The sequence below is a fragment of the Burkholderia sp. Tr-20355 genome, from assembly GCF_017104685.1.
Lineage (GTDB): Bacteria > Pseudomonadota > Gammaproteobacteria > Burkholderiales > Burkholderiaceae > Burkholderia > Burkholderia seminalis.
In genome coordinates this window covers 14,697-38,483 of the sequence record NZ_JAAGPK010000029.1, presented here as the reverse complement: position 1 = coordinate 38,483, position 23,787 = coordinate 14,697, and the positions used below count along the sequence as shown (strand labels likewise).

The following is a 23,787-nucleotide window of genomic DNA, read 5'->3' as shown; positions in this document are numbered from 1 at the left end:
CGCGTCACTCCTCTTCCTCTTCCGCATGCGGCGTCACGAAGCTCCGCCACAGCAGCACCGGAATGATCAGCGTGAACACGATCACCTCCTTGTACGCGCTCGCCCAGAACGACGAATACGATTCGAGCACGCCAACCAGCAGCGAGCCGGCGGCCGCGAGCGGATAGCTGACGAGCCCGCCGATGATCGCGCCGACGAAGCCCTTCAGACCGATCAGGAAGCCCGAGTCGTAGTAGATCGTCGTCAGCGGGCCGACGAGGATCCCGGACAGCACGCCGAGCCCCGCCGCAAACGTAAACGCGAGCCGCCCCGCTTCCGTCGTGCCGATGCCGACGAGCCGAGCGCCGAGCCGGTTCACCGACGTCGCACGCAGCGCCTTGCCGGCGATCGTGCGGCCGAAGTACACGTAGAGCGCACCGATCAGCACAAGCGCCGTGGCGACGACCAGGATGCTCTGCACCGAGATCGTCATGCTGCCGATCGCCAGCGACGCGTCCGAGAATCCGTTGGTACGCGAGCCTTCCGCGCCGAACATCACGAGCCCGAGGCCGACCATCGCGAAGTGGACGGCGACCGACACGATCAACAGCAGCAGCGTCGTGCCTTCGGCGATCGGCTGGTACACGAGCCGGTAGACGAACGGCCCCATCGGCACGACGATCGCAAGCGTCAGCGCGATCTGCGCGAGCATCGGCATCGGCTGCGCGGCAAAGCTGCGCGTGATCGCGAACACCGCGAGCGGCAGCAGGATGTAGCGGCTGCCGAGCGTCGCGAGCGTGCGGCCGAGCTGATGGCGGCGCTCGCGATGCCGGATCAGGCCGCCGACTTCGAGCAGGAAGCACGCGATGCCCATCACGAACAGCAGCCAGCAGGTGGCGGGAAATTTCTGCGCCTGCAACGCGGCAAGCGTCAGCGCACCGTAGGCGACGAATTCGCCCTGGGGAATGAAGATCACCCGCGTGACGGAAAACACCAGCACGAGCGCCAGAGACAGCAATGCATAAATGGCGCCCGTCGTGATGCCGTCTTGCGCGAGGATCGCCGCAATCGAGAGATCCATACGTTTCGTGTATCGAGAATGCTGCGGAGAAACGAAAGGCGGAAACGCCGCGGGGCATGGGCGACACGGCAGGCGCGTCACGCGCCATGTGTCGGCCCCAGGACGTTCCAGGCAGCCCGGGGCGCGGCCCGTCAGGCCCGGCGCCCTGCCGACGGCATGCGCGGCGCCGTTCGCGCCGCGCATGCCGGTTTCACGTGATGCTTACTCGGCCTGCAGCTTCCACTTGCCGTCGACGATCTGCACCATCACGCGCGCACGCGTGTCGAAGCCGTTGTGATCGGTTGCCGTCATGTTGATCACGCCGTGCGACACGGGAAGGTCCTTCACGCTTTCGAGCGACGCACGCAGCGCCTCGCGGAACGCCTCGGTGCCCGGCTGGCCCTTCTTCAGCGCCTCCGGAATCGCACGCTGCAGCAACAGCCCCGCATCCCACGCATGGCCGCCGAACGTCGACAGCGAGCCCGCGCCGTAGGCCTTCTCGTACGCGGCCTTGTAACTGAGCGCCGGCTTCTTCACCGGGTTCGAATCAGGCAGCTGGTCGGTCACGAGCACCGGGCCGGCCGGCAGGATCTCGCCTTCGCAATCCTTGCCGCACACGCGCAGGAAGTCGTTGTTCGCGACGCCGTGCGTCTGGTACACCTTGCCCTTGTAGCCACGCTCCTTCAGCGTCTTGGCCGGCAGCGCCGCCGGCGTGCCGGAGCCCGCGATCAGCACCGCATCCGGGTTCGAGCCCAGCAGCTTCAGCACCTGCCCCATCACCGACGCGTCGGTGCGGTTGTAGCGCTCGTTCGATACGACCTTCAGGCCGTTCCTCGCGGCCGCCGCGTTGAACGTGTTGTACCAGCTGTCGCCGTACGCATCGGCAAAGCCGACGAAGCCGACCGTCTTCACGCCGTGCTTCGCCATGTAGCCGGCGATCGCATCGGCCATCAGCTGGTCATTCTGCGGCACCTTGAACATCCACGCGCGCTTCGCGTCCATCGGCGAGATGATCTGCGCGCTCGCGGCGAGCGAGATCGTCGGCGTCTTGCCCTGCGATACCGGGTCGAGCATCGCGAGCGAGTTCGGCGTGACGGACGAGCCGATGATCGCGTCGACGTGGTCCTCGTCGATCAGCTTGCGCACGTTCTGCACCGCACGGCTCGTGTCGGAGGCGTCATCCAGCACGATGTACTGCACGCTCTTGCCCGCGATTTCCTTGGGCAGCAGCGCGATCGTGTTCTTTTCCGGGATCCCGAGCGACGCGGCCGGCCCAGTGGCCGACAGCGTCACGCCGATCTTCACCTGCGCCGACGCCGTTGCCGCCGCGCACACGAGGCCCGCGGCAAGCACGGCCTCCATCCATCGATTCATCTTCATTTACGTTGTCTCCAAACGCTGCTCGAAAAAGCCACGGGTCGCTCGGGCGGCTCCCGGTCCCCAAAACAAGTTAATAATTTAACTATCTCGCCTGGCCGCGCCTACGCTCGTTTTCCCGTGAAACCCCGCACACCCGCCGCCTGCCGCCTGACACGGCCGTTCGCCCGTCACGATGCGCAGCAGCAGTGTCGTCAGGATGAAGGTGGCGAAGAAATGCGGGATCGTGCGAACGATCGATGCATGCGCAACGATGGCGGGAACGCACGCCGCTCCGGCCGGATACGGCCAGGTATACGCGCGGTGAAACGTCGAAAAAACGGCGGCTCATGAGAATGCGGATACGGATGCGAACGCAACGACCCCCGATGGCGTCGCAGCGCGCGTACAGGCCGCAGAACGGCCCGGGAAGGCCGCGCTGACCGTTGCCACACCCCGCGACGAACGGGCGGCGCCAGCCGCCTTTCCTGCCCCGAACCATCGTCCCGCGCTGCTCATCCAACCGTACTCCCTCTTCTGCATTCTGCTTGTAGGAGAACTGCCGACCGTTTTCCCGACCGCTCGGTCGGCGAAAGCTGAGTGTAACGGACGCGATTCGCGCACGCCAACCGGGTAAGCCCGGACAGCATGTGCGCAACGGCGCGCTGTCTGCAAACGAATGTCGGGAACGGGAAAAACGGAGAACGCGGCGAAGCGCGGAAGCGATGCGGTGCGCATGCAGGTGCGGGGCACGACTATCGCGCAGGCTGATGCACCATCGGGGGAAATCCGTGCACGCAAATGAAAAAGCGCTGTTGGATTCCGTCCAACAGCGCTTTGGGGTCCGGGCACTTTGTGCCTCGATTGTCTCCTCGTTCTCCACCTGCAAATTCGTTTCGCGGTGCATCAGAACTAGAGTGAATCTTAAAGAGGCTTAAGCACCACGACAACTTAGCATTTACCCCTATGGTGCATTGCCGCACGAAAATGGGGCACCAGCCTGTCGCGCGGCGCCGGCCCGAGCCGGCCGCAATACCCTTTTCGGCGCATGCGGGATGGTGCTGCGCATCAGCGGGCGGCGATGCGTACGGCCTGCGCTCAGGGCGATGCCCGGAGCGGCTTGATCCGCGCAACCATCTCGCCGACGATGCCGCGCCGGAATGCCAGCACGCATGCGATGAAGATCAGCCCGGTGACGATCGTCGCCGACTCGCCGAGCGAATGAAACCACGCGACGCCCGTGGCCGACGCGAGCCATTCTCCGATGTCGCCGAGCCGGTCTTCCAGCGCGACGATCAGCGCGGCGCCGAGAAGCGGCCCGAACAGGGTGCCCATCCCGCCGACGAGCGTCATCAGCACGACCAGGCCCGACATCGTCCAGTGCGCGTCGGACAGCGTCTCGAAGCCGAGCACGAGCACCTTCAGCGAGCCGGCCAGCCCCGCGAGCCCGGCCGACAGGATGAACGCGAGCAGCTTGAAGCGGTCGGTGTCGTAGCCGAGCGAGATGGCGCGCGCTTCGTTTTCCTTGATGGCGACGAGCACCTGGCCGAACGGCGAATGGACGACCCGCACGATGAACGCGCATGCGGCGACGACCACCGCCAGCACGACGTAGTACAGCGCGACGTCGTTCGACAGGTCGAGCAGCCCGAACAGGCGGCCGCGCGGCACGCCCTGCAGGCCGTCCTCGCCGTGCGTGAACGGCGCCTGCAGGTAGATGAAATAGACCATCTGCGCGAACGCGAGCGTGATCATCGCGAAGTAGATGCCCTGCCGGCGGATCGCGAACAGCCCGACGACGAGCCCGAGCAGCGTCGCCGCGACGGTGCCGACCAGCACGCCGAGCTCCGGCGTGAAGCCGAGCGTCTGCATCGAATAGCCGGTCGCGTAGCCGGCCGTCGCGAGGAACATCGCATGGCCGAACGACAGCAGCCCCGTATAGCCGATCAGCAGGTTGAACGCGGCCGCGAACAGCGCGAACGTCAGCACCTTCATCACGAACACCGGATACGCGCCGATGAACGGCGCGGCGAGCAGTGCGGCGAGCAGCACGCCGTAGAGCACTTTTCTCTGCATCATTTTTCCTTGCCGAAGAGGCCCGCCGGGCGGAACAGCAGCACGATCGCCATGATCACGAACACGACGGTGGCCGACGCTTCCGGATAGAACACGCGCGTGAAGCCTTCGATCACGCCGAGCAGCAGGCCCGTGACGATCGAGCCGAGGATCGAGCCCATCCCGCCGATCACGACCACCGCGAACACGGTGATGATCATCGGCTGGCCCATCAGCGGCGACACCTGGATCACCGGCGCGGCCAGCACGCCGGCGAACGCGGCGAGCGCGACGCCGAAGCCGTAGGTGAGCGTGATCATCATCGGCACGTTCACGCCGAACGCCTCGACGAGCTTCGGGTTCTCGGTGCCCGCGCGCAGGTAGGCACCCAGACGCGTCTTCTCGATCACGAACCACGTCGCGAGACACACCGCGAGCGACGCGACGACGACCCACGCGCGATAGTTCGGCAGGAACATGAAGCCGAGGTTGGTCGCGCCCGACAGCTGCGACGGCACGTCGTACGGCTGGCCCGACGATCCGTAGATCGACCGGAACACGCCTTCGACGACCAGCGTGAGGCCGAACGTGAGCAGCAGCCCGTACAGGTGATCGAGCTTGTACAGCCAGCGCAGCATCGAGCGTTCGATCGCGATCCCGAACGCGCCGACCACCAGCGGCGCCAGCACGAGCATCGCCCAGTACGGCAGCCCGAAGTACGACAGGCCCATCCACGCGAGCATCGCGCCCAGCATGAACAGCGCGCCGTGCGCGAAGTTGATCACGTTGAGCAGCCCGAAGATCACCGCGAGCCCGAGGCTCAGGATCGCGTAGAACGAGCCGTTGACGAGCCCGAGCAGCAACTGGCTCAGCATCGCCGGCAACGGAATGCCAAAGATTTCCATCGACTTAGCCGTCAGAATGAGTTTCGTTGCGTGCGCAACCTTCAGGCGCCACGCACGCGGGCGGCGCAGCGGGCACATCGCGGCAGCCACCACCGAGCGGCGCGCCCGTGCGCGCCGCTACGCCCTGCTTACTTCCACAACGCGCAGCGCGTCTCCTGCTTGGTCCCGAACGCCTGTTCGCCCGGAATCGTCGCGAGCACCTTGTAGTAATCCCACGGCTCCTTCGATTCCGACGGCTTCTTCACTTCCATCAGGTACATGTCGTGGATCATGCTGCCGTCCGTGCGGATGTAGCCCTTCGCGTAGAAGTCGTTGATCTTGATCTTCTTCAGCTCGGCCATCACCTTGTCGGAGTCGGTCGTTCCGGCGGCCTGCACGGCCTTCAGGTAGGTCGTCACCGACGAGTAGTCGGCCGCCTGCAGGCTCGACGGCATCTTCTTCATCTTGCCGAAGTAGCGCTGCGCCCACTGGCGCGACGCGGCGTCGCGGTTCCAGTACCAGCTGTCGGTCAGCACGAGGCCCTGCGTCGTCTCGAGGCCGAGGCTGTGCACGTCGTCGATGAACATCAGCAGCGCGGCGAGCTTCATCGTCTTCATGATGCCGAATTCCTTCGCGGCCTTGATCGAGTTGATCGTGTCGCCGCCGGCGTTCGCGAGGCCGAGAATCTGCGCCTTCGACGCCTGCGCCTGCAGCAGGAACGACGAGAAATCCGATGCCGACAGCGGGTGGCGCACCGCGCCGAGCACCTGCCCGCCGTTCGCCTTCACGACGTCCGACGTGTTCTTCTCGAGCGCCTTGCCGAACGCGTAGTCGGCCGTCAGGAAGAACCACGACTTGCCGCCCTGCTTCACCACCGCCGAACCGGTGCCTTTCGCGAGCGCCATCGTGTCGTATGCATAGTGGACCGTGTACGGCGTGCACTGCTCGTTGGTCAGCGTGTCGGCGCCCGCGCCGATGTTGATGTAGACCTTCTTCTTCTCGGCCGCGACCTGGTTCATCGACAGCGCGGTGGCCGAGTTCGTGCCGCCGACCAGCAGGTCGAGCCCGCCGCGGTCCATCCATTCGCGCGCCTTCGATGCGGCAATGTCGGCCTTGTTCTGGTGATCGGCGTAGACGACCTCGATCGGCTTGCCGAGCACCTTGCCGCCGAAATCGGCGACCGCCATGCGGATCGCCTCAAGGCCGCCCTGCCCGTCGATATCCGCGTAAAGCCCCGACATGTCGGTGATGAAGCCGATCTTCACGGTATCCGCCGCGTGTGCGGCGCCGGCGGTGAACGCGGCGGCCGCGAGTGCGAGACAGGCCTGTGCGAGGGTCTTCATTTTCATTGACGTCTCCTGTTGTTCTGATGCGTTGTGGTTGTTCGAGGGCCGCCACGGCTAGCGGCAAGGGCAACGGGGCGGCGTCACACCCCAAGCAGGTCGTGCAGGGTCGGCATCTTGCTTTCCAGTTCGGCCGCCTGGAAATGCTCGACGATGGTGCCGTGCTCCATCACGTAGAAGCGGTCGGCGAGCGGCGCGGCAAAACGGAAATTCTGTTCGACCATCACGATCGTGTAGCCGCGCGCCTTCAGCGCGACGATCATCCGCGCGAGCGCCTGCACGATCACCGGTGCGAGGCCTTCGGAAATCTCGTCGAGCAGCAGCAGGTTCGCGCCGGTGCGCAGGATCCGCGCGACCGCGAGCATCTGCTGCTCGCCGCCGGACAGCCGCGTGCCCTGGCTCTGCCGGCGCGACGCGAGGTTCGGGAACATCGCGTAGATCTCGTCGAGCGACATCGCGTGCTCGCGCGGCCCGATCAGCGGCGGCAGCATCAGGTTCTCCTCGCACGACAGGCTCGAGAAGATCCCGCGCTCCTCCGGGCAGTAGCCGATGCCGAAATGCGCGATGCGGTGCGTCGGGAGGCCGATCGTCTCGTGGCCCGCGACCTTGATCGACCCGCTGCGGCGGCCCGTGAGGCCCATGATCGCGCGCAGCGTCGTCGTGCGGCCCGCGCCGTTGCGGCCGAGCAGCGTGACGACCTCGCCGCGATGCACGGTCAGGTCGACACCGTGCAATATGTGGGATTCCCCGTACCAGGCCTCCAGGCCCGTGATCTCCAGCGCGGGCGTAACGCTCTCGACGCCGCTCAATTCGCGTTCCTCCCGTTCGCTGTGCTTCATGCGTGCGCCCCCGCGAGCGCCGCGTCGGCGCTGCCCATGTAGGCTTCGATGACGAGCGGATTCTTCGAGACCTCCGCATACGAGCCTTCGGCCAGCACCTCGCCGCGTTGCAGGACGGTGATCGTGTCGGAGATGCCCGCGATCACGTTCATGTTGTGTTCCACCATCAGGATCGTGCGGCCGCTCGCGACCTTCTTGATCAGCGCGGTCACGCGATCGACGTCCTCGTGGCCCATCCCCTGCGTGGGCTCGTCGAGCAGCATCAGTTCGGGCTCCATCGCGAGCGTCGTCGCGATCTCGAGCGCGCGCTTGCGGCCGTACGCGAGCTCGACGGTCGGCACGTGCGCGAAATCGGTGAGGCCGACCTGCGTGAGGAGATCCATCGCACGGTCGTCGAGCCGCTTCAGCGTGCGTTCGCTGCGCCAGAAATGGAATTCGGTGCCGAGCGCGCGCTGCAGGCCGATGCGCACGTTCTGCAGCGCGGTCAGGTGCGGGAACACGGCCGAGATCTGGAACGAACGGATGATGCCGCGCCGCGCGACCTGCGCGGGCCGCTCGTCGGTGATGTCGATGCCGTTGAAGACGATCTGGCCGGCCGTCGGTGTCAGGAACTTGGTGAGAAGGTTGAAGCAGGTGGTCTTGCCCGCGCCGTTGGGCCCGATCAATGCGTGGATCGCACCGCGGCGCACACGCAGGTTGACGCCGTTCACGGCGGTGAAGCCCCTGAATTCCTTCGTCAGTCCGCGTGTTTCCAGAATCGTGTCGCCGAGAATCATGTTCCCTTCCGTACGAAGTCAGGCGAAGCACCGGGATGCCTGGCGCAAGCGGCCGCGAACAGGTCAGCGGATCAGCGGGCTGCCCCCGGGCGCCGTGGTACGCCTCGAGGGTTGGTCTCCCGCGCCGACGCGTATGCACATTGCGCAACATTGTCGCGCCGTTGGTGCAGTGCAATCATCGGGATTTGCACTTATAGGGCTGACCGCCCTGTCGCACGCGGCCGAACGCGATTTTTCGCCATGCTTTTTTGACACGTGCATCATCGCGCGTTGACCTTCCGCCACACCCGGCACGCGCGATGAAACAAGCCGCGCGACTGCGCGGCCTGCATCGAGCATGGATCGTGCCGCTCGCGCGGCCGCGGCGACGGCTTGGTTCGCATAGCGAATCAGCGGCCGCGTGCATGACGGCCCGCTGTCGCGCGCGTCAGCGGGCCGTCACGCAACCGACGCCGCAGCGTCGGTTCGCACCGGCGTCGCCTCGCGCGCCGCGCGGCGATCGGCGCGGATCATGTCGCTCGCGCGCTCGGCGATCATCAGCGTCGGCGAATTGGTGTTGCCCGACGTGATGAACGGCATCACCGACGCATCGACGATCCGCAGCCCGGCGATGCCGCGTACGCGCAACCGGCTGTCGACCACCGCGCGTTCGTCGTCGGCCCGTCCCATCCGGCAGGTGCCGACCGGATGGAAGATCGTCGTGCCGACGGCGCCGGCCGCCTCGATCAGCTCGGCTTCGCTCCGGTATTGCGTGCCCGGCAGGATTTCCGCGGGACGATAGCGCGCGAGCGCCGGCGCGGACGCGATCCGGCGCGTCAGGCGCAGCGCGTTCGCGGCGACATGGCGATCGTGATCGGTCGACAGATAGTTCGGCGCGATCGCCGGCGCGATGCCCGGATCGGCGCTCGTGACGTGCACGCTGCCACGCGAGGTCGGCCGCAGATGACACACCGACGCCGTGAATGCGTTGAAGCTGTGCAGCGGTTCGCCGAAGCGTTCGAGCGACAACGGCTGCACGTGGTATTCGAGATCGGGGCGCGTGAGCGCGGGATCGTCCGGATCCGATTTCGCGAATGCGCCGAGCTGCGACGGCGCCATCGACATCGGCCCGCGCTGCAGCAACGCATATTCGGCGCCGATCATCAGCTTGCCCCACCAGTGCGCGGACAGCGTGTTGAGCGTGCGCACGCCTTCGACGCGAAACGCCATCCGCAACTGCAGATGATCCTGCAGGTTTTCGCCGACGCCCGGCAGATCCTGCACGACGTCGATGCCGAGCGCCTGCAATCGCCGGCCGTCGCCGATTCCCGACAGCTCGAGCAGCTGCGGCGAATTCACCGCGCCGGACGTCAGCAGCACTTCCGCGCGGGCCCGCGCGACGTAGTCGGTGCCGCCGCCGCGATACTCGACGCCGACGGCGCGCCGCCCGTCGAAGATCACGCGCTGCGCCTGCGCGCCGGTGATCACGGTCAGGTTCGGTCGCGCCATCGCGGGCCGCAGGAATGCCTTCGACGTATTCCAGCGCACGCCGCGCTTCTGGTTCACCTCGAAATAGCCGACCCCGGTATTGTCGCCGCGGTTGAAATCGTCGGTCGCGGGGATGCCGGACTGCTGCGCGGCCTGCGCGAACGATTCGAGGATCTCCCAGCGCAGACGCTGCTTCTCGACGCGCCAGTAGCCGCCCGCGCCGTGCGCGTCGCTCGCGCCCGCATGGTGATCCTCGCTGCGCTTGAAGATCGGCAGCACGCTGTCCCACGACCAGCCGGCGTCGCCGGTGGCCTCGGCCCAGCTGTCGTAATCCTCGCGCTGGCCGCGCATGTAGATCATCCCGTTGATCGACGAGCAGCCGCCGAGCACGCGGCCGCGCGGATACGACAGCGCGCGCCCGTTGAGCGCCGCCTCGGGTTGCGTCTTGTACAGCCAGTCGGTGCGCGGGTTGCCGATGCAGTACAGATAGCCGACCGGAATATGGATCCAGTGATAGTCGTCCTTGCCGCCGGCTTCCAGCAGCAGGACGCGGATGTCGGGATCCTCGGTCAGGCGGTTCGCGAGCACGCAGCCCGCGGTGCCCGCGCCGACGATCACGTAATCGAATTCGCCTTCGAGCGTACGTGGAGTACTCACGGCGTGTCCCCTTCTTCCTTGTTGTGCGCCGCGCGGCGCGATGCCGCGCGCATTTTCAGCATAGTGCGTCGCGGGCCATGCAGGCGGCCGCGCACACCATGACCCGAGCAAGCGTACTCCCGCGGCCGGCAGCCGATCCAATGAGTTATGCTGAACTGCGTTATAAGCCACGCTCATATCACGACGATGGATCTCACCCTGCTCCGCGCGTTCGCGACGGTCGCGCGCGAAGGCAACCTGACGCGCGCCGCCGCGCAGCTGCACGTGACGCAGCCGGCCGTCAGCCTGCAGATCAAGCATCTGCAGGAGACGCTCGGCGTCACGCTGTTCACGCGCACGTCGCGCGGGCTCGCGCTCACGCGCGACGGCCAGACACTGCTGCCGCATGCGGAACGCGCGCTCGCCGCGGCCGCCGACGTGCAGCGCGCCGCTGCCGCGCTGCGGCACGAAGTGCGCGGCCGGCTGCGGATCGGCACGATCCTCGATCCGGGTTTCCTGCGGCTCGGCGGCTTCCTGCGCGCGCTGGTCGAGACCCATCCGCAGATCGAGACGGCGCTGCGGCACGGGATGTCGGGCTGGGTGATCGAACAGGTGCGCACGCGGGCGCTCGATGTCGGCTACTACATCGGCCGGCCGGGCGAGGACGATTCGCTCGACGGCGCACTGTTCCACACCGTCACGCTCACGCATTTCCAGTACCGCGTGCTCGCGCCAGCCGGCTGGAAGGAACGCGTGCAGCGCGCGCACGACTGGCGTGCGCTCGCCGCGCTGCCGTGGATCTGGACGCCGCCGGCGTCCGCGCACCACCGGCTGCTGTCGCGGCGCTTCGCCAACGCCGGCGCGCAGCCGGTGAAGGTCGCCGAGGTCGACCAGGAGCAGTCGATGCTCGACCTCGTCAAATCGGGGATCGGACTGACGCTCGCGCGCGACTCGACCGCGCTGGCCGAAGCGCACGCCCACGCGCTGACGATCGTCGAACGCGTGACGGTGCCGACCGAGCTGACGTTCGTGACGCTCGCCGAGCGGCGCGACGAACCGGCGATCACGGCCGCGCTGCGGCTGATCGAGGCCCAGTGGGCGATATGAGCCGTGCTGATGAAGGTGGCGTGACGGCCCGCACGCGTCATCCCGCCACATCGGCGGTCACGCCATCGTCTTCGCGTTTTTGCTAGATTGTGCGTTCGCACACCGCGAGACCCCGATTGAAGGAGACCCGCATGGCCCGCAACATCGAGATCAAAGCCCGCGCCCGCGAATTCGACCGGCTGCGCGAACAGGCTGCCAAGCTCGCGACCGAAGCGCCGCTGTTCTACCGCCAGCAGGATTTCTTCTACGACGTGCCGCGCGGCCGGCTCAAGCTGCGCCGTTTCGAGGACGGCACGCCGGCCGAACTGATCTTCTACCAGCGCGACGACCGCGACGGCCCGAAGGCGTCGTACTACACGCGCAGCCCCGTGACGAACCCCGACGCGATGCACGCGCTGCTCGCGACCGCGCTGACCACCCGCGGGATCGTGACGAAGGAACGGCACGTGTACCTTGCGGGTCGCACGCGCATCCATCTCGACCGCGTCGACGGCCTCGGCGATTTCATCGAACTGGAAGTCGTGCTCGGCCCGGACGACGACGAGGCCGGCGGCGAAGCCGAAGCGCACGACGTGTTCGCGAAGCTCGGCGTGGCGCAGGACGATCTCGTCGCGGTCGCGTACGTCGACCTGCTGAACGCCGATACGCAGCACGAAACGGCCTGATCCGGCCCTTCGGCGGCCGCGCAGCGCGGCCCGCCTTCAGCCCTGCCGCCGCCCCGTCATTGCGTCATGCGGCGCCGGGCGCCAGGTGCGCGAGCGGCAGCGCGCCGTTGCGCTTGAAGGTCGTCAGCACGATGTTCGAGCGCACGCTGTCGACGCCCGGCACGCGCATCAGCTTCTTCATCACGAACTGCGACAGCGCGTTCAGGTCGGGCGCGACGATCCGCAGCAGGTAGTCGGCATCGCCCACCACCGCGTGGCATTCGAGCACTTCGGGCAGCACGTCGATCTGCTGCTGGAACTGCTCGATGATCGAATCGCCGTGGTGCTTGAGCTTCAGGCTCGTGAACGCGGTGACGCCGAGCCCGAGCCTTTCCGGGCGAAGCATCACGCGATAGCCTTCGATCACGCCGGCCGCCTCGAGCCGCTGCAGCCGCCGGCCGATCTGCGACGGCGACAGCGGCACCTCCTCGCCGAGCTGCTGATGCGTCGCGCGACCGAAGCGCTGCAGCACGTCCAGCAGCGCGAGATCGAAGTGATCGAGTTCCAGCATGAGCATTCTCCGCATTGATTCATGATTTGATGCACGATTATCGCATCAACCATCAAATCAGCGCCAACGATGCGCCCTTTCCGCGCGCGGCCCGCTCTACACTTGCATGGTTACCCAACCCAGCCTGCAGAGCCTGATCATGTCCACCGTCGTCACCGCGAAACGGCAGGAGCAGTTCGACGCGGGCCTCGAAACCCGCGCCGATTTCACCATCGACCAGCCGCTGCGGCGCTACGGCCAGGTCGACCACGCGGTGTGGAAGCAGCTCTATGCGCGCCAGTCGGCGCTGCTGCGCGGGCGCGCGTGCGACGCGTTCGTCGCCGGGCTCGGCAAGATCGACCTGCCGGCCGACCGCGTGCCGTCGTTCGCCGACGTGAACCGCCAGCTGAAGCCCGCGACCGGCTGGGAGATCGTCGCGGTGCCGGGCCTCGTGCCCGACCGCGTGTTCTTCGAGCATCTCGCGAACCGCCGTTTCCCGGTCACCTGGTGGATGCGCCGGCCCGACCAGCTCGACTACCTGCAGGAACCCGACTGCTTCCACGACCTGTTCGGCCACGTGCCGCTGCTGATCGACCCGGTGTTCGCCGACTACATGCAGGCGTACGGCCGCACCGCGCTCGCGGTCGCCGACGACGAGGCGGCGCTGGCGCGGCTCGCACGGCTCTACTGGTATACGGTGGAATTCGGGCTGATCCGCGATCCGCGCGGCCCGAACGGGCTGTCGATCTACGGCGCCGGGATCGTGTCGAGCAAGGGCGAAAGCCTGTACAGCCTCGAAAGCGCGGCGCCGAACCGGCTCGGTTTCGACCTCGAGCGCGTGATGCGCACGAAGTACCGGATCGACACGTTCCAGAAGACCTACTTCGTGATCGACGATTTCGCACAGCTGTTCGCGCTCGCCGGCGTCGACGGCCGTGCGCTGGCCGACCGGCTCGCGGCGCTGCCCGAATTCGCGGCCGGCGCGGTGCTCGATAGCGATCGCGTGCTGCACCGCGGCACGGGCGAAGGCTGGCCCGACGACGCCGACGCGTGACACGCCGGGGCGCCGAGGCCGGTGCCCGTCACCCTGCCCGCAACTATGAAACAATGAACGGCGCCGGCCGTGCCGCGCGGCGCAGCCGCGCGCGGGCGCCGTTACCGAACGAGAGGTGCAAGATGATCCACAAGCTCACATCAGAAGAACGCAAGACCCGGCTCGCAGGCCTGCCGCTCTGGACGGCCGTGCCGGGCCGCGACGCCATCCAGCGCAGCCTGCGCTTCGCCGATTTCAACGAAGCGTTCGGCTTCATGACGCGCGTCGCGATCAAGGCGCAGGAAATGAACCACCATCCGGAATGGTTCAACGTGTACAACCGCGTCGACGTCACGCTGTCGACCCACGACGCCGACGGCCTGACCGAACGCGACATCGAACTCGCGCTGTTCATCGACCGCGCCGGCGCGCACGCGCAACCGTCCGCCTGACGCTTTCCTCTACCGCCGCGCGTCTTTTGGTGCGCGGCGCGTCAACTTTTCATTTCGATGAACGTTTTCTAGGATGTACTCAGCGAAAGCCTTCAGCTTTCCAAGCCATCCTTAAGGCGCACGTAAGTCTCATACGCTTTCCGTGCCTTGGGGTCCAAACCTTCCAGTTGCAACGCGCTTTCGCGCTGTACAATCAGCAGCGCATACGGCTTGGAGAGCGCGCTGGCCTCTTCGCAGAGTTTGAGTTCGTCGCCGCTCGACGGCGAGCGGGCGCGCCAGAAATTGATCGCGGCTTCTAGGTCGTGGATCGAAATATCGGACATGATTGGATTTAATCGTTCGCTGGCCGCCATGCTTGATTGTCAGGTAAGGCGGCGCCCCTGTGGAAACGGCGTCGTGCTGTCCGCGTGCCTGAACCGCCAACCCATTGTACTTGAGCGAACTTCATGCGACTCCTTCTGATCGAAGACGACCGCCCCATCGCACGCGGCATCCAGAGCAGCCTCGAGCAGGCTGGCTTCACCGTCGACATGGTGCATGACGGCATCTTTGCCGAACAGGCGCTGGCACAGAACCGCCACGAACTCGTGATCCTCGACCTCGGCCTGCCGGGCATCGACGGGATGACGCTGCTCACGCGTTTCCGCCAGACCAACCGCCACACGCCCGTGATCGTGCTGACCGCACGCGACGAGCTGAACGACCGGATCCAGGGCCTGAACTCGGGCGCCGACGACTACATGCTCAAGCCGTTCGAGCCGGCCGAGCTCGAGGCGCGCATCCGCGCGGTGATGCGCCGCAGCGGCCCGCACAGCGACATGCCGCGGCCGGAAGTGTCGCTCGGCGGCGTCCGCCTGTCGGGCGTCGACCGCCGCATCTTCAACGACGACAAGCCGCTCGAGCTGTCGCCGCGCGAATTCGCGGTGCTCGAGATGCTGCTGCTGCGTCACGGCCGCGTCGTCAGCAAGGCCCAGCTGCAAGATCACCTCACGCACTTCGGCGGCGATCTCGGCGACACCGCGATCGAAGTCTACGTGCACCGGGTGCGCAAGAAACTCGAGCAGTGCCGTGTCGAAATCGTCACGGTGCGCGGCTTCGGCTACCTGCTGCAGGAAATCCGCCAGACGGCGAGCGTCTGAGCGGCGCCGCATGCCGGCCGGCCAGGTGCCGCCGGCGTGTGCGCCGCCCGCTCCGTTGCGCCGCCCGGCGTACGACCGCGCCGCTCCCCGTGAGCGGCGCTTATCCATTTGCCCGTCGAAATGTCTCCTGATCCGGCTGTGACCACCAGCCTGCGCCGTTCGCTGCTCCGGCGCCTCGCCGCCCCGCTGTCGATGCTCGCGCTGATGAGCGGCCTGATCGCCTACTGGCTCGCGTGGCAGTACACGCAGCATGTGATCGACCGCTCGCTCGCCGATCTCGCCACCGCCATCTCCAAACAGATCCAGATCGCCGGCCCCGACGCGCCGTTCACGGTGCCGCCGCTCGCGCAGGCGATGTTCTCCGATCCCGCCGAAGCGCTGATCTACCGGATCAGCGACGGCGAGCAGGAACTCGCCGGCGATCCGAAACTGCCGCTGCAGGGCATCAACGTGCGCCGCATGCATCACGCGTACGTGTTCGAGGCGGAGTACGACAACCGCGCGGTGCGCGTCGCGCAGGTGCGTGTCGACAACGTCGAGGGCGGCAAGCCGATGGTCGTCGAAGTCGCGCAGCCGGTGCGGCACCGCTACCGGATCGCGGCCGAATTCCTCGTCGCGATCATGATGCCCCTGTTGCTGCTGCTGCTCGCGGGCTGGGGCATCGTGTGGCGCGTCGTGAACCAGCAGTTGGGCCCGCTCACGCATCTCGCCGATTCGCTGAACCGGCAGACCCACACGTCGCTGGAACCGGTCGACGAAACCGAGGTGCCGCTGGAGATCCGGCCGCTGACGAGCGCGATGAACGCGCTGCTTGGCCGCCTGAAGACCGCGCTGGACGCGCAGCGCAAGTTCATCGCCGACGCCGCGCACCAGTTGCGCACGCCGCTCACGGCCGTGAAACTGCATGCGGAACAGGCCGCCGTCGCGCGCGATCCGCATCAGACCTATGCGGCGGTACGCGAACTGCGTGCGGCCGCCGACCGTGCGGTGCGGCTGTCCAACCAGTTGCTGTCGCTTGCCCGCGCGGAACCGGGTGAGCAGGCCGCACGCTTCGTCGATGTCGACCTCGCGGCGATGGCGTTCGAGACGGGTGCCGAATGGGTGCCGCGTGCCCTCGCGTCGCACGTCGATCTCGGTTTCCAGCGCGCCGACGGCGCGGACGACGACGAGAAGCTGACCGTGCGCGGCAACCCCGTGCTGCTGCGCGAGGTGATCGCGAACCTGCTCGACAATGCGCTGAAATACGTGCCGCTTGCCCGGCCGGACGGTGCGCGGATCACGGTGAACGTCGCGCGCAGCGCGCTCGAGGACGGCCAGCCGGCCGCCGAGATCGTCGTGGAAGACAACGGCCCCGGCGTGCCCGCGAACCAGCAGGCCGACCTGTTCAAGCGCTTCTTCCGCGGCGACGCGCAAAGCGGTAACGGCGTCGAGACGGGTGCCGGGCTCGGGCTCGCGATCGTGCACGACATCATCGCGATGCATGGCGGCACCGTGTCGTACGAGGATGCGCCCGACGGCGGTTCGCGCTTCGTGGTGAGGGTGCCGCTCGCCGCGCATCCGGAGAAGCCGGCCAGCGAAACGCCGGCGGCGGCCTCGACGCACTGAGCGATTCGCGGCGAGCGACCCGCCGCCCCGGGGCCCGAACGACAGCGGCGGCGCAAGGTACGCCGCCGCCTGTCTTACTTCTTGCTCTTCTTGTCCTTCGGCTTCGACTCGGACTTGCCGTCCTTCCTGTCCTTCTTCTTTTTCTTCTTCCCGCCTTCGTCCGACGTCGCGAGCAGCGTGCCGCGACATGACACCGCGCCGCAGTGGCACGCGTATTCGCGCTTGAGCTTCTTCGTCAGCTTCGCATCGATCACGAGGCCGTAGTCGTAGAACAGCTCCTCTTCCGGCCCGATGTCGCGCAGCGCGTGAATGAACACGCGCCCTTTGACTTCCTCGGCCTCGCAGTTCGGCGCGCACGAATGGTTGATCCAGCGCGCGCTGTTGCCGTCGATCTTGCCGTCGATCACGCCGCCTTCGTCGAGTGCGAAGTAGAACGTATGGTTCGGCTCGCTCGGGTCGTGCGGGTGGCGGCGCAGCGCTTCCTTCCACGAGATTCGCTCGCCCTTGTATTCCACTACGCGCTCGCCGGCCTTGATCGGCGCCACGGCGAACACGCCCTTGCCGTGTACTCCCGAGCGGCGCACCGCGATCCTGCGTGAACTCATCGAACGAATCCTTGTGAAGACGACTTGAATGGAAGCGGCCGCGATCGCGGCCCGGCGTCGCGCCAAACGAAAACGCGGCACCGGGTGGTGCCGCGTCGGGGCATGCGGCGGATCACCCGCATCCTACACGTTCACGATTGCTTCGTTCAACATCGCACGCAATATTGCATGCGGAACGCTCAACGCTGGCCGAATGCGATGTCGCCGAACAACGCCTTGTGCTCGCGCGGCTGCGAACGCCAGTATTGCGGCGGCGCCGTCACCTGCGCGTCGAGCTCGGCCGCCGCATGCCACGGCCAGCGCGGGTCGTACAGCATCGCGCGCGCCATCGCGACGAGGTCGGCATCGCCGGCCTCGATCAACCGGTTCGCATGCTCGGGCTCGTTGATCAGGCCGACCGCTATCGTCGGCATGCCGACCGCGCGCTTCACCGCCTGCGCGAACGGCACCTGGTAACCGGGCGACAGCGGGATCTTCTGCAGCGGCGACACGCCGCCGGACGACACGTCGATCCAGTCGCAGCCGCGCTGTTTCAGCGCGTGGGCGAACGCGATCGTATCGTCGAGCTCCCAGCCGCCTTCGACCCAGTCGGTCGCGGACACGCGTACGCCGACCGGCCGGTCCTCCGGAAACGCGGCACGCACGATCTCGAAGATCTCGAGCGGAAAACGCATCCGGTTTTCGAGCGAGCCGCCGTATTCGTCGGTACGCCGGTTCGCGAGCGGCGACAGAAACTGGTGCAGCAGGTAGCCATGCGCCGCATGCACTTCGATCGCGTCGATGCCGAGCCGCGCCGCACGCTTCGCCGACGCGGCGAAGGCCTCGCGGATGCGGTTCAGGCCCGCGGCATCGAGCGCGAGCGGCGGCGTCTCGCCGTCCTTGTGCGGCACGGCCGACGGGCCGTGCGGCAACCAGCCGCCGTCGGCGACCGATACCAGTTGCCCGCCCTCCCACGGCACCGCGCTCGACGCCTTGCGTCCCGCATGCGACAACTGCATCGCGATGCGCACCGGCGAATGCTTGCGGATCGCGGCCAGTACCGGTTTCAGCGCGGCTTCGGTCACGTCGTCCCAGAGGCCGAGGTCGGCGTGCGTGATGCGCCCGTCGGGTTCGACCGCGGTCGCCTCGATGCAGAGCAGCCCGGCGCCCGACAGCGCGAGATGGCCGAGGTGAATCATGTGCCAGTCGGTCGCTTCGCCGCGTTCGGCCGAGTACTGGCACATCGGGGAGATCACGATCCGGTTCGGAAGGGTCACGCCGCGCAGCGTGAACGGAGAAAACAGCGCAGTCATGGAAGCCGCTCGCCAGGAAAGGGAAAGAGCGGACGAGCGTAGCACGCAGGCTGGAAGCGTGCAGACGGCGCAACCGGCAGTAAGCGGATGGTCAGGTACGGCCGGCAGCAGCGTGCCGGCGATGCGGAAAATGCGGGGCGTACGGCAGTGCGCCGGCCTGCGACGGATGCGGGCCGGGCCAGACCTTCGCGGCGGGCGGAGCCGCCCGCGGCGCTATAGCCCGACGCTGTCGAGCCACTCCGCGAACATGCGCCGCGCGGCCGTTTCGAGCACGGGGCCGTGCTGCACCGTATCGGCACGCAACCGGCGCGCGTCGATGCCGGGCGTCGCCGCGATTTCACCGGCGTTCGCGATCAGCCAGGGTTCGAAGCGGTCGGTGCGGATTTCCGGGTGGCATTGCAGCGCCAGCACGTGCTGCCCCCACGCGAATGCCTGGTGGCGGCACGCCGGTGTCGACGCGAGATGGATTGCCCCGCCCGGCAGGTCGAACATATCGCCGTGCCAATGGAGCATCGACGTCGCCGCGCCATCGAGGTGACGCAGCGGCGACGCGCGGCCGGCATCGGTGAGCGCCAGCGGCGCCCAGCCGAGTTCGTGCTGCGCGGCCGGATAGACACGTGCGCCGAGCGCCCGCGCGATGAACTGCGCGCCGAGGCAGATGCCGAGGATCGGCAGCCCCGCGTCGATGCGCTGCCGGACGAGCGCCAGGAGCGGCGCGATCGACGGATACTGCGCATCGTCGTACACGCTGATCGGCCCGCCGAGCACGACCAACAGCGACGGCTCCAGCACGTTGAGCACCTCGACCCGCGACGATCCGACGTCGACATAACGCACCCGCCTCCCCCGTTCGCCGAGCACCTGCTCGAAGCTCCCGAGATCCTCGAAATGCACATGGCGGATCGCCACGACTTCAGCGTTCATCATCGGCCTCCCGGTCGATCGACGGACGTCAGCCTGCGAAAATCTTCCAGGTCTTCTTCTGCGTCGCCGCGTCGGCTTCTTCCTGCACCGAGCAGTCGAGACGCAGATCGCTGTCCGACATCGAGATGTCGAGCGCCGCGCAGTGATGCACGGTCTTCTTCGACAGCTTGCCCGGCTGGAAATGCGCGCACGTCAGGCACATGCGCTGCGGCGGCGTCGCACCGGCCACCTGCAGCTCGCGCAGCGTCTTCAGCAGCGCGCGGTACAGCGTGCCCTGCTCGTCCGCGCCGAGCTTGCCGACGGCTTTCGTCAGGAATTCAGGCCATTGCAGCGCCTTCTTCGCGGCCGTACGGCCACGCGCCGACAGGCGCACGGCCAGTGCACGGCCGTCGTCCAGCGCACGGCGCTTCTCGACGAGCCCCTTCGTCTCGAGCGTGCTGACCGCATCGCTCGTGGTCGCCGCGGTGAGCTGCGTCTCGCGCGCGATCTCGCCGAGCCGCATCGGGCCCTTGCGCTGCAGCAGCAGCACGAGAATCTCGCCCTGCGTCGGCGTGAGGCCAGCGCCTTCCGCCCAATCCCATGCCTGGCTCCGCATGGCCGTGCTCAACCGCAGCAGGCTGTGGGTCACACGTCCCGAAGCCTGGTTCCCGTAAACGCCTTCGCTCATAGTCTTTTCGCTTTGCCGCCGCCCGGATTGCCGAGCGGCCGTAGTGTGGAGATCGAATGTCTATCTCAAAACAAACGCGCTCTCTCGAGTGCGTCATCACGGCCGTCACGAGGCACACGCGGCGGTCGCGTTCGCGGCGACCGGAATGACACACGCCGTTCCGGTGTCCGCAAAGCCGACATTCTAAGCGAGAGCGGAAAATCGCACAGCTAAGTTATCCCCTGCATTCTGTGGAAAATCACTGGATAACTGAAATTTTTCGTTGTGCCCGCAATGCCGCGCGCCCGCGCAACGGGGCGCGCCAGCATTTTCCTGTTCGGATCGGCCATCGGTCGAATGGCATTGATCCACCGGGTTATCCCGCGCACAGATCATTGACTTTGCAGCGGAATATTAGGTTATCCACAGATTTTCAGGACGACCGGCACCGATTTCGGCCGGACATGGCGCCAACCGTCATTCAGCGAATCGCGACGCGGTCGAGCCTGCAATCTGCAAAACATTTTTTCACTCACGCCAACGTAAGCACTGCTGCCGGACCGTCTCGTTCAGCGATTTTTCCTGTTTGAAAACGGTTCTCAACCACGATGCGTCGTTCACGCGGGCTTTCGCGAGCGCGCCGATCTCGTCGAGCGCCGCGCGCGAGCCGAGCGCAGCCGCATGCGGCGCGATCCGGTCGAGCGTGTCGAGGATGTCTTCCGCGATCGTGCGGCGTTCACCCGTCTGAGGATTCACGCACGTGCCCTCGAGCCCGAAGCGGCACGCTTCGAAACGGTTGAACGTGTAGACGAGGTAGTCGTCCTCCGACAGCTTCAGCGGCCGGTCGGTCAGCAGGTAGCGCGCGAGCGTCTGGATGTAGCAGGCGATCGCCGCGGCGCGGTCGACCGACAGCGGCGTGTCCATCACGCGCACCTCGATCGTGCCGAAGCCGGGCTTCGGGCGGATGTCCCAGTAGAAATCCTTCATCGAGTTGACGACGCCCGTGTTCACCATCTTCGTGAAGTACTCCTCGAAGCTGTCCCAGGTCAGCACGAACGGCGCGCGGCCCGACAGCGGGAACGCGAACACCGAATTCAGGCGTGCCGAATGGAAGCCCGTGTCGACGTTCTGCACGAACGGCGACGACGCGGACAGTGCGATGAAGTGCGGAATGAAGCGCGACATCGAGTGCAGCAGGAACAGCGCGCTGTCCGCATCGGGACAGCCGATGTGCACGTGCTGGCCGAACACCGTGAACTGCTTCGCCAGATAGCCGTACAGCTCGGAGATGTACTGGAAGCGCGGCGCGTCGTAGATCTGCCGGTCGCTCCATTGCTGGAACGCATGCGTGCCGCCGCCGGCCAACCCGACGTTGAGCTGGTCGGCCGCCTTCACGAGCACGTCGCGGATCGCATGCAGCTCGCTGACGGCCTGCTCGTGCGAATGGCAGATGCCGGTCGACAGCTCGATCATGCTCTCGGTGATTTCCGGCGTGATGTTGCCCGGAAAGGTCTCGCCCTGGATCAGGCGCATCAGGTCGGATGCCGCCTTGGTCAGGTCGTAGTTGTGCGTGTTGACGACCTGGATCTCCAGTTCGACGCCGAACGTGAACGGTTCGGAATTGACGAAGGTTTCGAGTGCCATGGCAGGTTCCGGAATCAGTTGCTGTCGCTGCGTTCGCCGACCGCCGACAGGCAGCGGTAGACGACGAACGGGCTCACGAGCTGCAGGATCACGATCGAGCACATCACGATCGCGCGCAGGTGCGGGTCGAAATTCGGGTAGAGCTGGTACGTGTCGTCGACGAGCAGGTACGACAGCGCGGACATCGGCGTCAGCGCGATGCCGAGCGCAATGCCCTGCTTCATTCCGAGGCCGCTCGGCTTCGCGAACGCAACGACGCCGGCCAGCTTCGCGACGAGCCGCGTGACGATCAGCACGATCGCGAGCAGCCCGCCGAGCGCGATGTCGCCCCACGTGAACGACGTGAGCGTCAGCACGAACAGGACCACCGTCAGCAGCCAGCCGGCCGTGCCGAAATGCTCGGGCCACAGCTGCGGCCGCGCCTCGAGGTTCTTCACGATGATGCCGGCGAGCAGCAGTGTGAGCAGCGTCGACAGCTTCAACGCCTGTGCGACCGCGATCGCGAGCATCACGAGCCCGAACAGCGCGACGAACGAATGCTCGTCGCGCATCGTCGCGGTCATGTGGCGGAACAGGTAGTTGCACGAACGCGCGACGAGATACGCGACGATGAACGAGCCGGCGATCAGGTACACGGGTTGCAGGATCGTCGCGAACACGTTGCCGTACGCTTCCTGGTGAAGCCAGCTCGTCACGAGCTTGGTCAGCACGATCGCGTACACGCTGTTGAGCGCGGTGAGCGTGATGAGTCGTTGCGACACCTGCCCTTCCGCGCGCAGTTCGGTCTTGAGCTGGATCACCATCGACGGCGACGTCGCGATCGCGATCGCCGACAGCACGAGCGCGACCATCCCCGACACGCCGAGCGCGAGCATCACGAACAGCACGAGCACGAACGTCAGCGTGGCTTCGGCGAGGCTCGACGCGACGAGCCACGGATTGCGCCGGATCCAGCGCAGGTCGAGGCGGCTGCCGAGTTCGAACAGCAGCAGGCCGAGCGCGACATCCATCAGCAGCCGCGACGTTTCGTCGGTGCTGGTATCGATCACGCCGAATCCGAACGAACCGGCAATGAGACCGATCACCGCATAACCGGTGATGCGCGGCAGACGCCACGCGCGGTAGCACAGCTCGCCGCACAGGCCGGCCGCGAACAACGCGAGCCCGGCCCAGAACACGGCATCCGGCGCGAGCGGCCAGTTGGGCAGGAATGAGAACGCCGACTTCATCGTGGTGACTTCTCCTTTGGAAGCAACCGCCAGCGACGCGGGGTCAAGCGTCAGAAATGGATGCGCGCCGGCTGGGTATCGCCCCGAATGTGATTGTTGTGGTCGACGACGGCGGGACATGGGATCCGCCTGTTCCGCCACAGGGCGGAACGTCGTTCAGGTTGCCGATCTGGATTGTCGGCCTGATGTGTGAACGGACTGCGCAGTCTCGAAGATTCAGATTCGAAATCGTGCGGACCGTTCCATTGAAGCATGTCCGGCGCCTGGCCGGACGAACGCGAAGGAAACCGATTGTGCCACAGCTTTTTCGTTCCGGAACCGATTGAATCGACTCGCGGCGCTGTGCGGCACCACAGGTCTTTGGTTTCAAAGGTTTACTTGTATATATACGTAGTAGAAGTTAACAAAGGACGCACAGTTCTGTGGATAACTTCGGTTTACGCTGACGGATCAAGGCGTTGGCGAAACCATAACCGGTTGCACAGGCTGTTCGTGCACAGTCGTTTGAGTTGAGCAACTTTC

At 66.5% G+C, this 23,787-nt stretch carries 22 protein-coding genes; 6 read left to right on the top strand and 16 right to left on the bottom strand.

The features are described from left to right. Window positions 1-4 precede the first annotated feature (4 nt). The 8 genes from G3N62_RS10625 to G3N62_RS10590 all read right to left on the bottom strand — a co-directional run bounded on the left by G3N62_RS10625 (window position 5) and on the right by G3N62_RS10590 (window position 10,416). On the bottom strand, window positions 5-1,060 hold the full coding sequence (locus tag G3N62_RS10625; protein ID WP_034188179.1) for a branched-chain amino acid ABC transporter permease: 1,056 nt from the start codon (window positions 1,058-1,060) through the stop codon (window positions 5-7). 201 nt (window positions 1,061-1,261) lie between these two features. Further along, on the bottom strand, window positions 1,262-2,419 hold the full coding sequence (locus G3N62_RS10620; RefSeq protein WP_124670655.1) for an ABC transporter substrate-binding protein: 1,158 nt from the start codon (window positions 2,417-2,419) through the stop codon (window positions 1,262-1,264). A gap of 1,074 nt (window positions 2,420-3,493) precedes the next feature. Further along, the gene (locus G3N62_RS10615; RefSeq protein ID WP_034188181.1) at window positions 3,494-4,471 is read right to left on the bottom strand and encodes a branched-chain amino acid ABC transporter permease; all 978 of its coding nucleotides are present in this window, start codon (window positions 4,469-4,471) and stop codon (window positions 3,494-3,496) included. Further along, on the bottom strand, window positions 4,471-5,355 hold the full coding sequence (locus tag G3N62_RS10610; protein WP_034188182.1) for a branched-chain amino acid ABC transporter permease: 885 nt from the start codon (window positions 5,353-5,355) through the stop codon (window positions 4,471-4,473). Before G3N62_RS10610 ends, G3N62_RS10615 begins: the two co-directional genes overlap by 1 nt. Before the next feature lie 128 nt (window positions 5,356-5,483). Continuing rightward, complete coding sequence (locus G3N62_RS10605; protein ID WP_034188183.1) at window positions 5,484-6,683, bottom strand: ABC transporter substrate-binding protein; 1,200 nt, start codon at window positions 6,681-6,683, stop codon at window positions 5,484-5,486. A 77-nt stretch (window positions 6,684-6,760) separates the two neighbouring features. Then, entirely contained in the window at window positions 6,761-7,516 is a 756-nt protein-coding gene (locus tag G3N62_RS10600) for an ABC transporter ATP-binding protein (protein WP_124670656.1), read from the bottom strand. After that, window positions 7,513-8,292 carry an ABC transporter ATP-binding protein gene (locus G3N62_RS10595; RefSeq protein WP_006477266.1) on the bottom strand — a complete coding sequence of 260 codons (780 nt, stop codon included), beginning with the start codon at window positions 8,290-8,292 and terminating at the stop codon, window positions 7,513-7,515. Before G3N62_RS10595 ends, G3N62_RS10600 begins: the two co-directional genes overlap by 4 nt. A gap of 438 nt (window positions 8,293-8,730) precedes the next feature. Then, a complete protein-coding gene (locus tag G3N62_RS10590) occupies window positions 8,731-10,416 on the bottom strand; it encodes a GMC family oxidoreductase N-terminal domain-containing protein (protein ID WP_069705841.1) in 1,686 nt (561 codons plus the stop codon). 186 nt (window positions 10,417-10,602) lie between these two features. Here G3N62_RS10590 and G3N62_RS10585 point away from each other — a divergent pair, with 186 nt between their 5' ends. Continuing rightward, the gene (locus G3N62_RS10585) at window positions 10,603-11,502 is read left to right on the top strand and encodes a LysR family transcriptional regulator (RefSeq protein ID WP_124670657.1); all 900 of its coding nucleotides are present in this window, start codon (window positions 10,603-10,605) and stop codon (window positions 11,500-11,502) included. Window positions 11,503-11,633: 131 nt separating this feature from the next. Next, complete coding sequence (locus tag G3N62_RS10580) at window positions 11,634-12,167, top strand: class IV adenylate cyclase (protein WP_034188187.1); 534 nt, start codon at window positions 11,634-11,636, stop codon at window positions 12,165-12,167. A gap of 64 nt (window positions 12,168-12,231) precedes the next feature. On the opposite strand, the gene G3N62_RS10575 is transcribed toward G3N62_RS10580, so the two are convergent. Beyond that, on the bottom strand, window positions 12,232-12,717 hold the full coding sequence (locus tag G3N62_RS10575) for an Lrp/AsnC family transcriptional regulator (RefSeq protein WP_034188251.1): 486 nt from the start codon (window positions 12,715-12,717) through the stop codon (window positions 12,232-12,234). Window positions 12,718-12,823: 106 nt separating this feature from the next. Here G3N62_RS10575 and phhA point away from each other — a divergent pair, with 106 nt between their 5' ends. Both phhA and G3N62_RS10565 read left to right on the top strand, forming a co-directional pair. Then, window positions 12,824-13,750 (top strand): phenylalanine 4-monooxygenase, encoded by a 927-nt coding sequence (gene phhA / locus G3N62_RS10570; protein ID WP_124670658.1) that lies wholly within the window; start codon window positions 12,824-12,826, stop codon window positions 13,748-13,750. Between the two features lie 53 nt (window positions 13,751-13,803). Beyond that, the gene (locus G3N62_RS10565; RefSeq protein WP_260435789.1) at window positions 13,804-14,181 is read left to right on the top strand and encodes a 4a-hydroxytetrahydrobiopterin dehydratase; all 378 of its coding nucleotides are present in this window, start codon (window positions 13,804-13,806) and stop codon (window positions 14,179-14,181) included. A gap of 92 nt (window positions 14,182-14,273) precedes the next feature. Here the strand turns inward: G3N62_RS10565 and G3N62_RS10560 are convergent, their stop codons facing one another. After that, entirely contained in the window at window positions 14,274-14,504 is a 231-nt protein-coding gene (locus G3N62_RS10560) for a DUF3717 domain-containing protein (RefSeq protein WP_006401493.1), read from the bottom strand. Window positions 14,505-14,627: 123 nt separating this feature from the next. Between G3N62_RS10560 and G3N62_RS10555 the strand changes: the two genes are divergently transcribed. Continuing rightward, window positions 14,628-15,320, top strand: a complete 693-nt coding sequence (locus G3N62_RS10555; RefSeq protein WP_006401494.1) for a response regulator transcription factor — start codon at window positions 14,628-14,630, stop codon at window positions 15,318-15,320. Window positions 15,321-15,440: 120 nt separating this feature from the next. Next, window positions 15,441-16,925 (top strand): sensor histidine kinase, encoded by a 1,485-nt coding sequence (locus G3N62_RS10550; protein ID WP_034188188.1) that lies wholly within the window; start codon window positions 15,441-15,443, stop codon window positions 16,923-16,925. A 74-nt stretch (window positions 16,926-16,999) separates the two neighbouring features. Here the strand turns inward: G3N62_RS10550 and G3N62_RS10545 are convergent, their stop codons facing one another. From G3N62_RS10545 to G3N62_RS10520, 6 genes are all read right to left on the bottom strand, one after another. Beyond that, window positions 17,000-17,530, bottom strand: a complete 531-nt coding sequence (locus G3N62_RS10545) for an SET domain-containing protein-lysine N-methyltransferase (protein ID WP_034188189.1) — start codon at window positions 17,528-17,530, stop codon at window positions 17,000-17,002. A 179-nt stretch (window positions 17,531-17,709) separates the two neighbouring features. Continuing rightward, a complete protein-coding gene (locus tag G3N62_RS10540; RefSeq protein ID WP_124670659.1) occupies window positions 17,710-18,822 on the bottom strand; it encodes an NADH:flavin oxidoreductase/NADH oxidase in 1,113 nt (370 codons plus the stop codon). A gap of 213 nt (window positions 18,823-19,035) precedes the next feature. Continuing rightward, window positions 19,036-19,746 carry a glutamine amidotransferase gene (locus G3N62_RS10535; RefSeq protein ID WP_124670660.1) on the bottom strand — a complete coding sequence of 237 codons (711 nt, stop codon included), beginning with the start codon at window positions 19,744-19,746 and terminating at the stop codon, window positions 19,036-19,038. 28 nt (window positions 19,747-19,774) lie between these two features. Next, window positions 19,775-20,413, bottom strand: a complete 639-nt coding sequence (locus G3N62_RS10530) for a MarR family winged helix-turn-helix transcriptional regulator (RefSeq protein WP_034188191.1) — start codon at window positions 20,411-20,413, stop codon at window positions 19,775-19,777. 507 nt (window positions 20,414-20,920) lie between these two features. Further along, complete coding sequence (locus G3N62_RS10525) at window positions 20,921-22,036, bottom strand: YbdK family carboxylate-amine ligase (RefSeq protein WP_034188192.1); 1,116 nt, start codon at window positions 22,034-22,036, stop codon at window positions 20,921-20,923. A 14-nt stretch (window positions 22,037-22,050) separates the two neighbouring features. Next, window positions 22,051-23,265, bottom strand: coding sequence for a cation:proton antiporter (locus G3N62_RS10520; RefSeq protein ID WP_034188193.1), 1,215 nt, complete (start codon window positions 23,263-23,265; stop codon window positions 22,051-22,053). Window positions 23,266-23,787 lie beyond the last annotated feature (522 nt).

What these genes read in the sequence shown, in the direction of transcription:
- G3N62_RS10625 (WP_034188179.1), bottom strand. Translation starts at nt 1,060, where the DNA reads ATGGATCTCTCGATTGCGGCGATCCTCGCGCAAGACGGCATCACGACG.
- G3N62_RS10620 (WP_124670655.1), bottom strand. Translation starts at nt 2,419, where the DNA reads ATGAAGATGAATCGATGGATGGAGGCCGTGCTTGCCGCGGGCCTCGTG.
- G3N62_RS10615 (WP_034188181.1), bottom strand. Translation starts at nt 4,471, where the DNA reads ATGCAGAGAAAAGTGCTCTACGGCGTGCTGCTCGCCGCACTGCTCGCC.
- G3N62_RS10610 (WP_034188182.1), bottom strand. Translation starts at nt 5,355, where the DNA reads ATGGAAATCTTTGGCATTCCGTTGCCGGCGATGCTGAGCCAGTTGCTG.
- G3N62_RS10605 (WP_034188183.1), bottom strand. Translation starts at nt 6,683, where the DNA reads ATGAAAATGAAGACCCTCGCACAGGCCTGTCTCGCACTCGCGGCCGCC.
- G3N62_RS10600 (WP_124670656.1), bottom strand. Translation starts at nt 7,516, where the DNA reads ATGAAGCACAGCGAACGGGAGGAACGCGAATTGAGCGGCGTCGAGAGC.
- G3N62_RS10595 (WP_006477266.1), bottom strand. Translation starts at nt 8,292, where the DNA reads ATGATTCTCGGCGACACGATTCTGGAAACACGCGGACTGACGAAGGAA.
- G3N62_RS10585 (WP_124670657.1), top strand. Translation starts at nt 10,603, where the DNA reads ATGGATCTCACCCTGCTCCGCGCGTTCGCGACGGTCGCGCGCGAAGGC.
- G3N62_RS10580 (WP_034188187.1), top strand. Translation starts at nt 11,634, where the DNA reads ATGGCCCGCAACATCGAGATCAAAGCCCGCGCCCGCGAATTCGACCGG.
- G3N62_RS10575 (WP_034188251.1), bottom strand. Translation starts at nt 12,717, where the DNA reads ATGCTGGAACTCGATCACTTCGATCTCGCGCTGCTGGACGTGCTGCAG.
- phhA (WP_124670658.1), top strand. Translation starts at nt 12,824, where the DNA reads ATGGTTACCCAACCCAGCCTGCAGAGCCTGATCATGTCCACCGTCGTC.
- G3N62_RS10565 (WP_260435789.1), top strand. Translation starts at nt 13,804, where the DNA reads ATGAACGGCGCCGGCCGTGCCGCGCGGCGCAGCCGCGCGCGGGCGCCG.
- G3N62_RS10560 (WP_006401493.1), bottom strand. Translation starts at nt 14,504, where the DNA reads ATGTCCGATATTTCGATCCACGACCTAGAAGCCGCGATCAATTTCTGG.
- G3N62_RS10555 (WP_006401494.1), top strand. Translation starts at nt 14,628, where the DNA reads ATGCGACTCCTTCTGATCGAAGACGACCGCCCCATCGCACGCGGCATC.
- G3N62_RS10550 (WP_034188188.1), top strand. Translation starts at nt 15,441, where the DNA reads ATGTCTCCTGATCCGGCTGTGACCACCAGCCTGCGCCGTTCGCTGCTC.
- G3N62_RS10545 (WP_034188189.1), bottom strand. Translation starts at nt 17,530, where the DNA reads ATGAGTTCACGCAGGATCGCGGTGCGCCGCTCGGGAGTACACGGCAAG.
- G3N62_RS10540 (WP_124670659.1), bottom strand. Translation starts at nt 18,822, where the DNA reads ATGACTGCGCTGTTTTCTCCGTTCACGCTGCGCGGCGTGACCCTTCCG.
- G3N62_RS10535 (WP_124670660.1), bottom strand. Translation starts at nt 19,746, where the DNA reads ATGAACGCTGAAGTCGTGGCGATCCGCCATGTGCATTTCGAGGATCTC.
- G3N62_RS10530 (WP_034188191.1), bottom strand. Translation starts at nt 20,413, where the DNA reads ATGAGCGAAGGCGTTTACGGGAACCAGGCTTCGGGACGTGTGACCCAC.
- G3N62_RS10525 (WP_034188192.1), bottom strand. Translation starts at nt 22,036, where the DNA reads ATGGCACTCGAAACCTTCGTCAATTCCGAACCGTTCACGTTCGGCGTC.
- G3N62_RS10520 (WP_034188193.1), bottom strand. Translation starts at nt 23,265, where the DNA reads ATGAAGTCGGCGTTCTCATTCCTGCCCAACTGGCCGCTCGCGCCGGAT.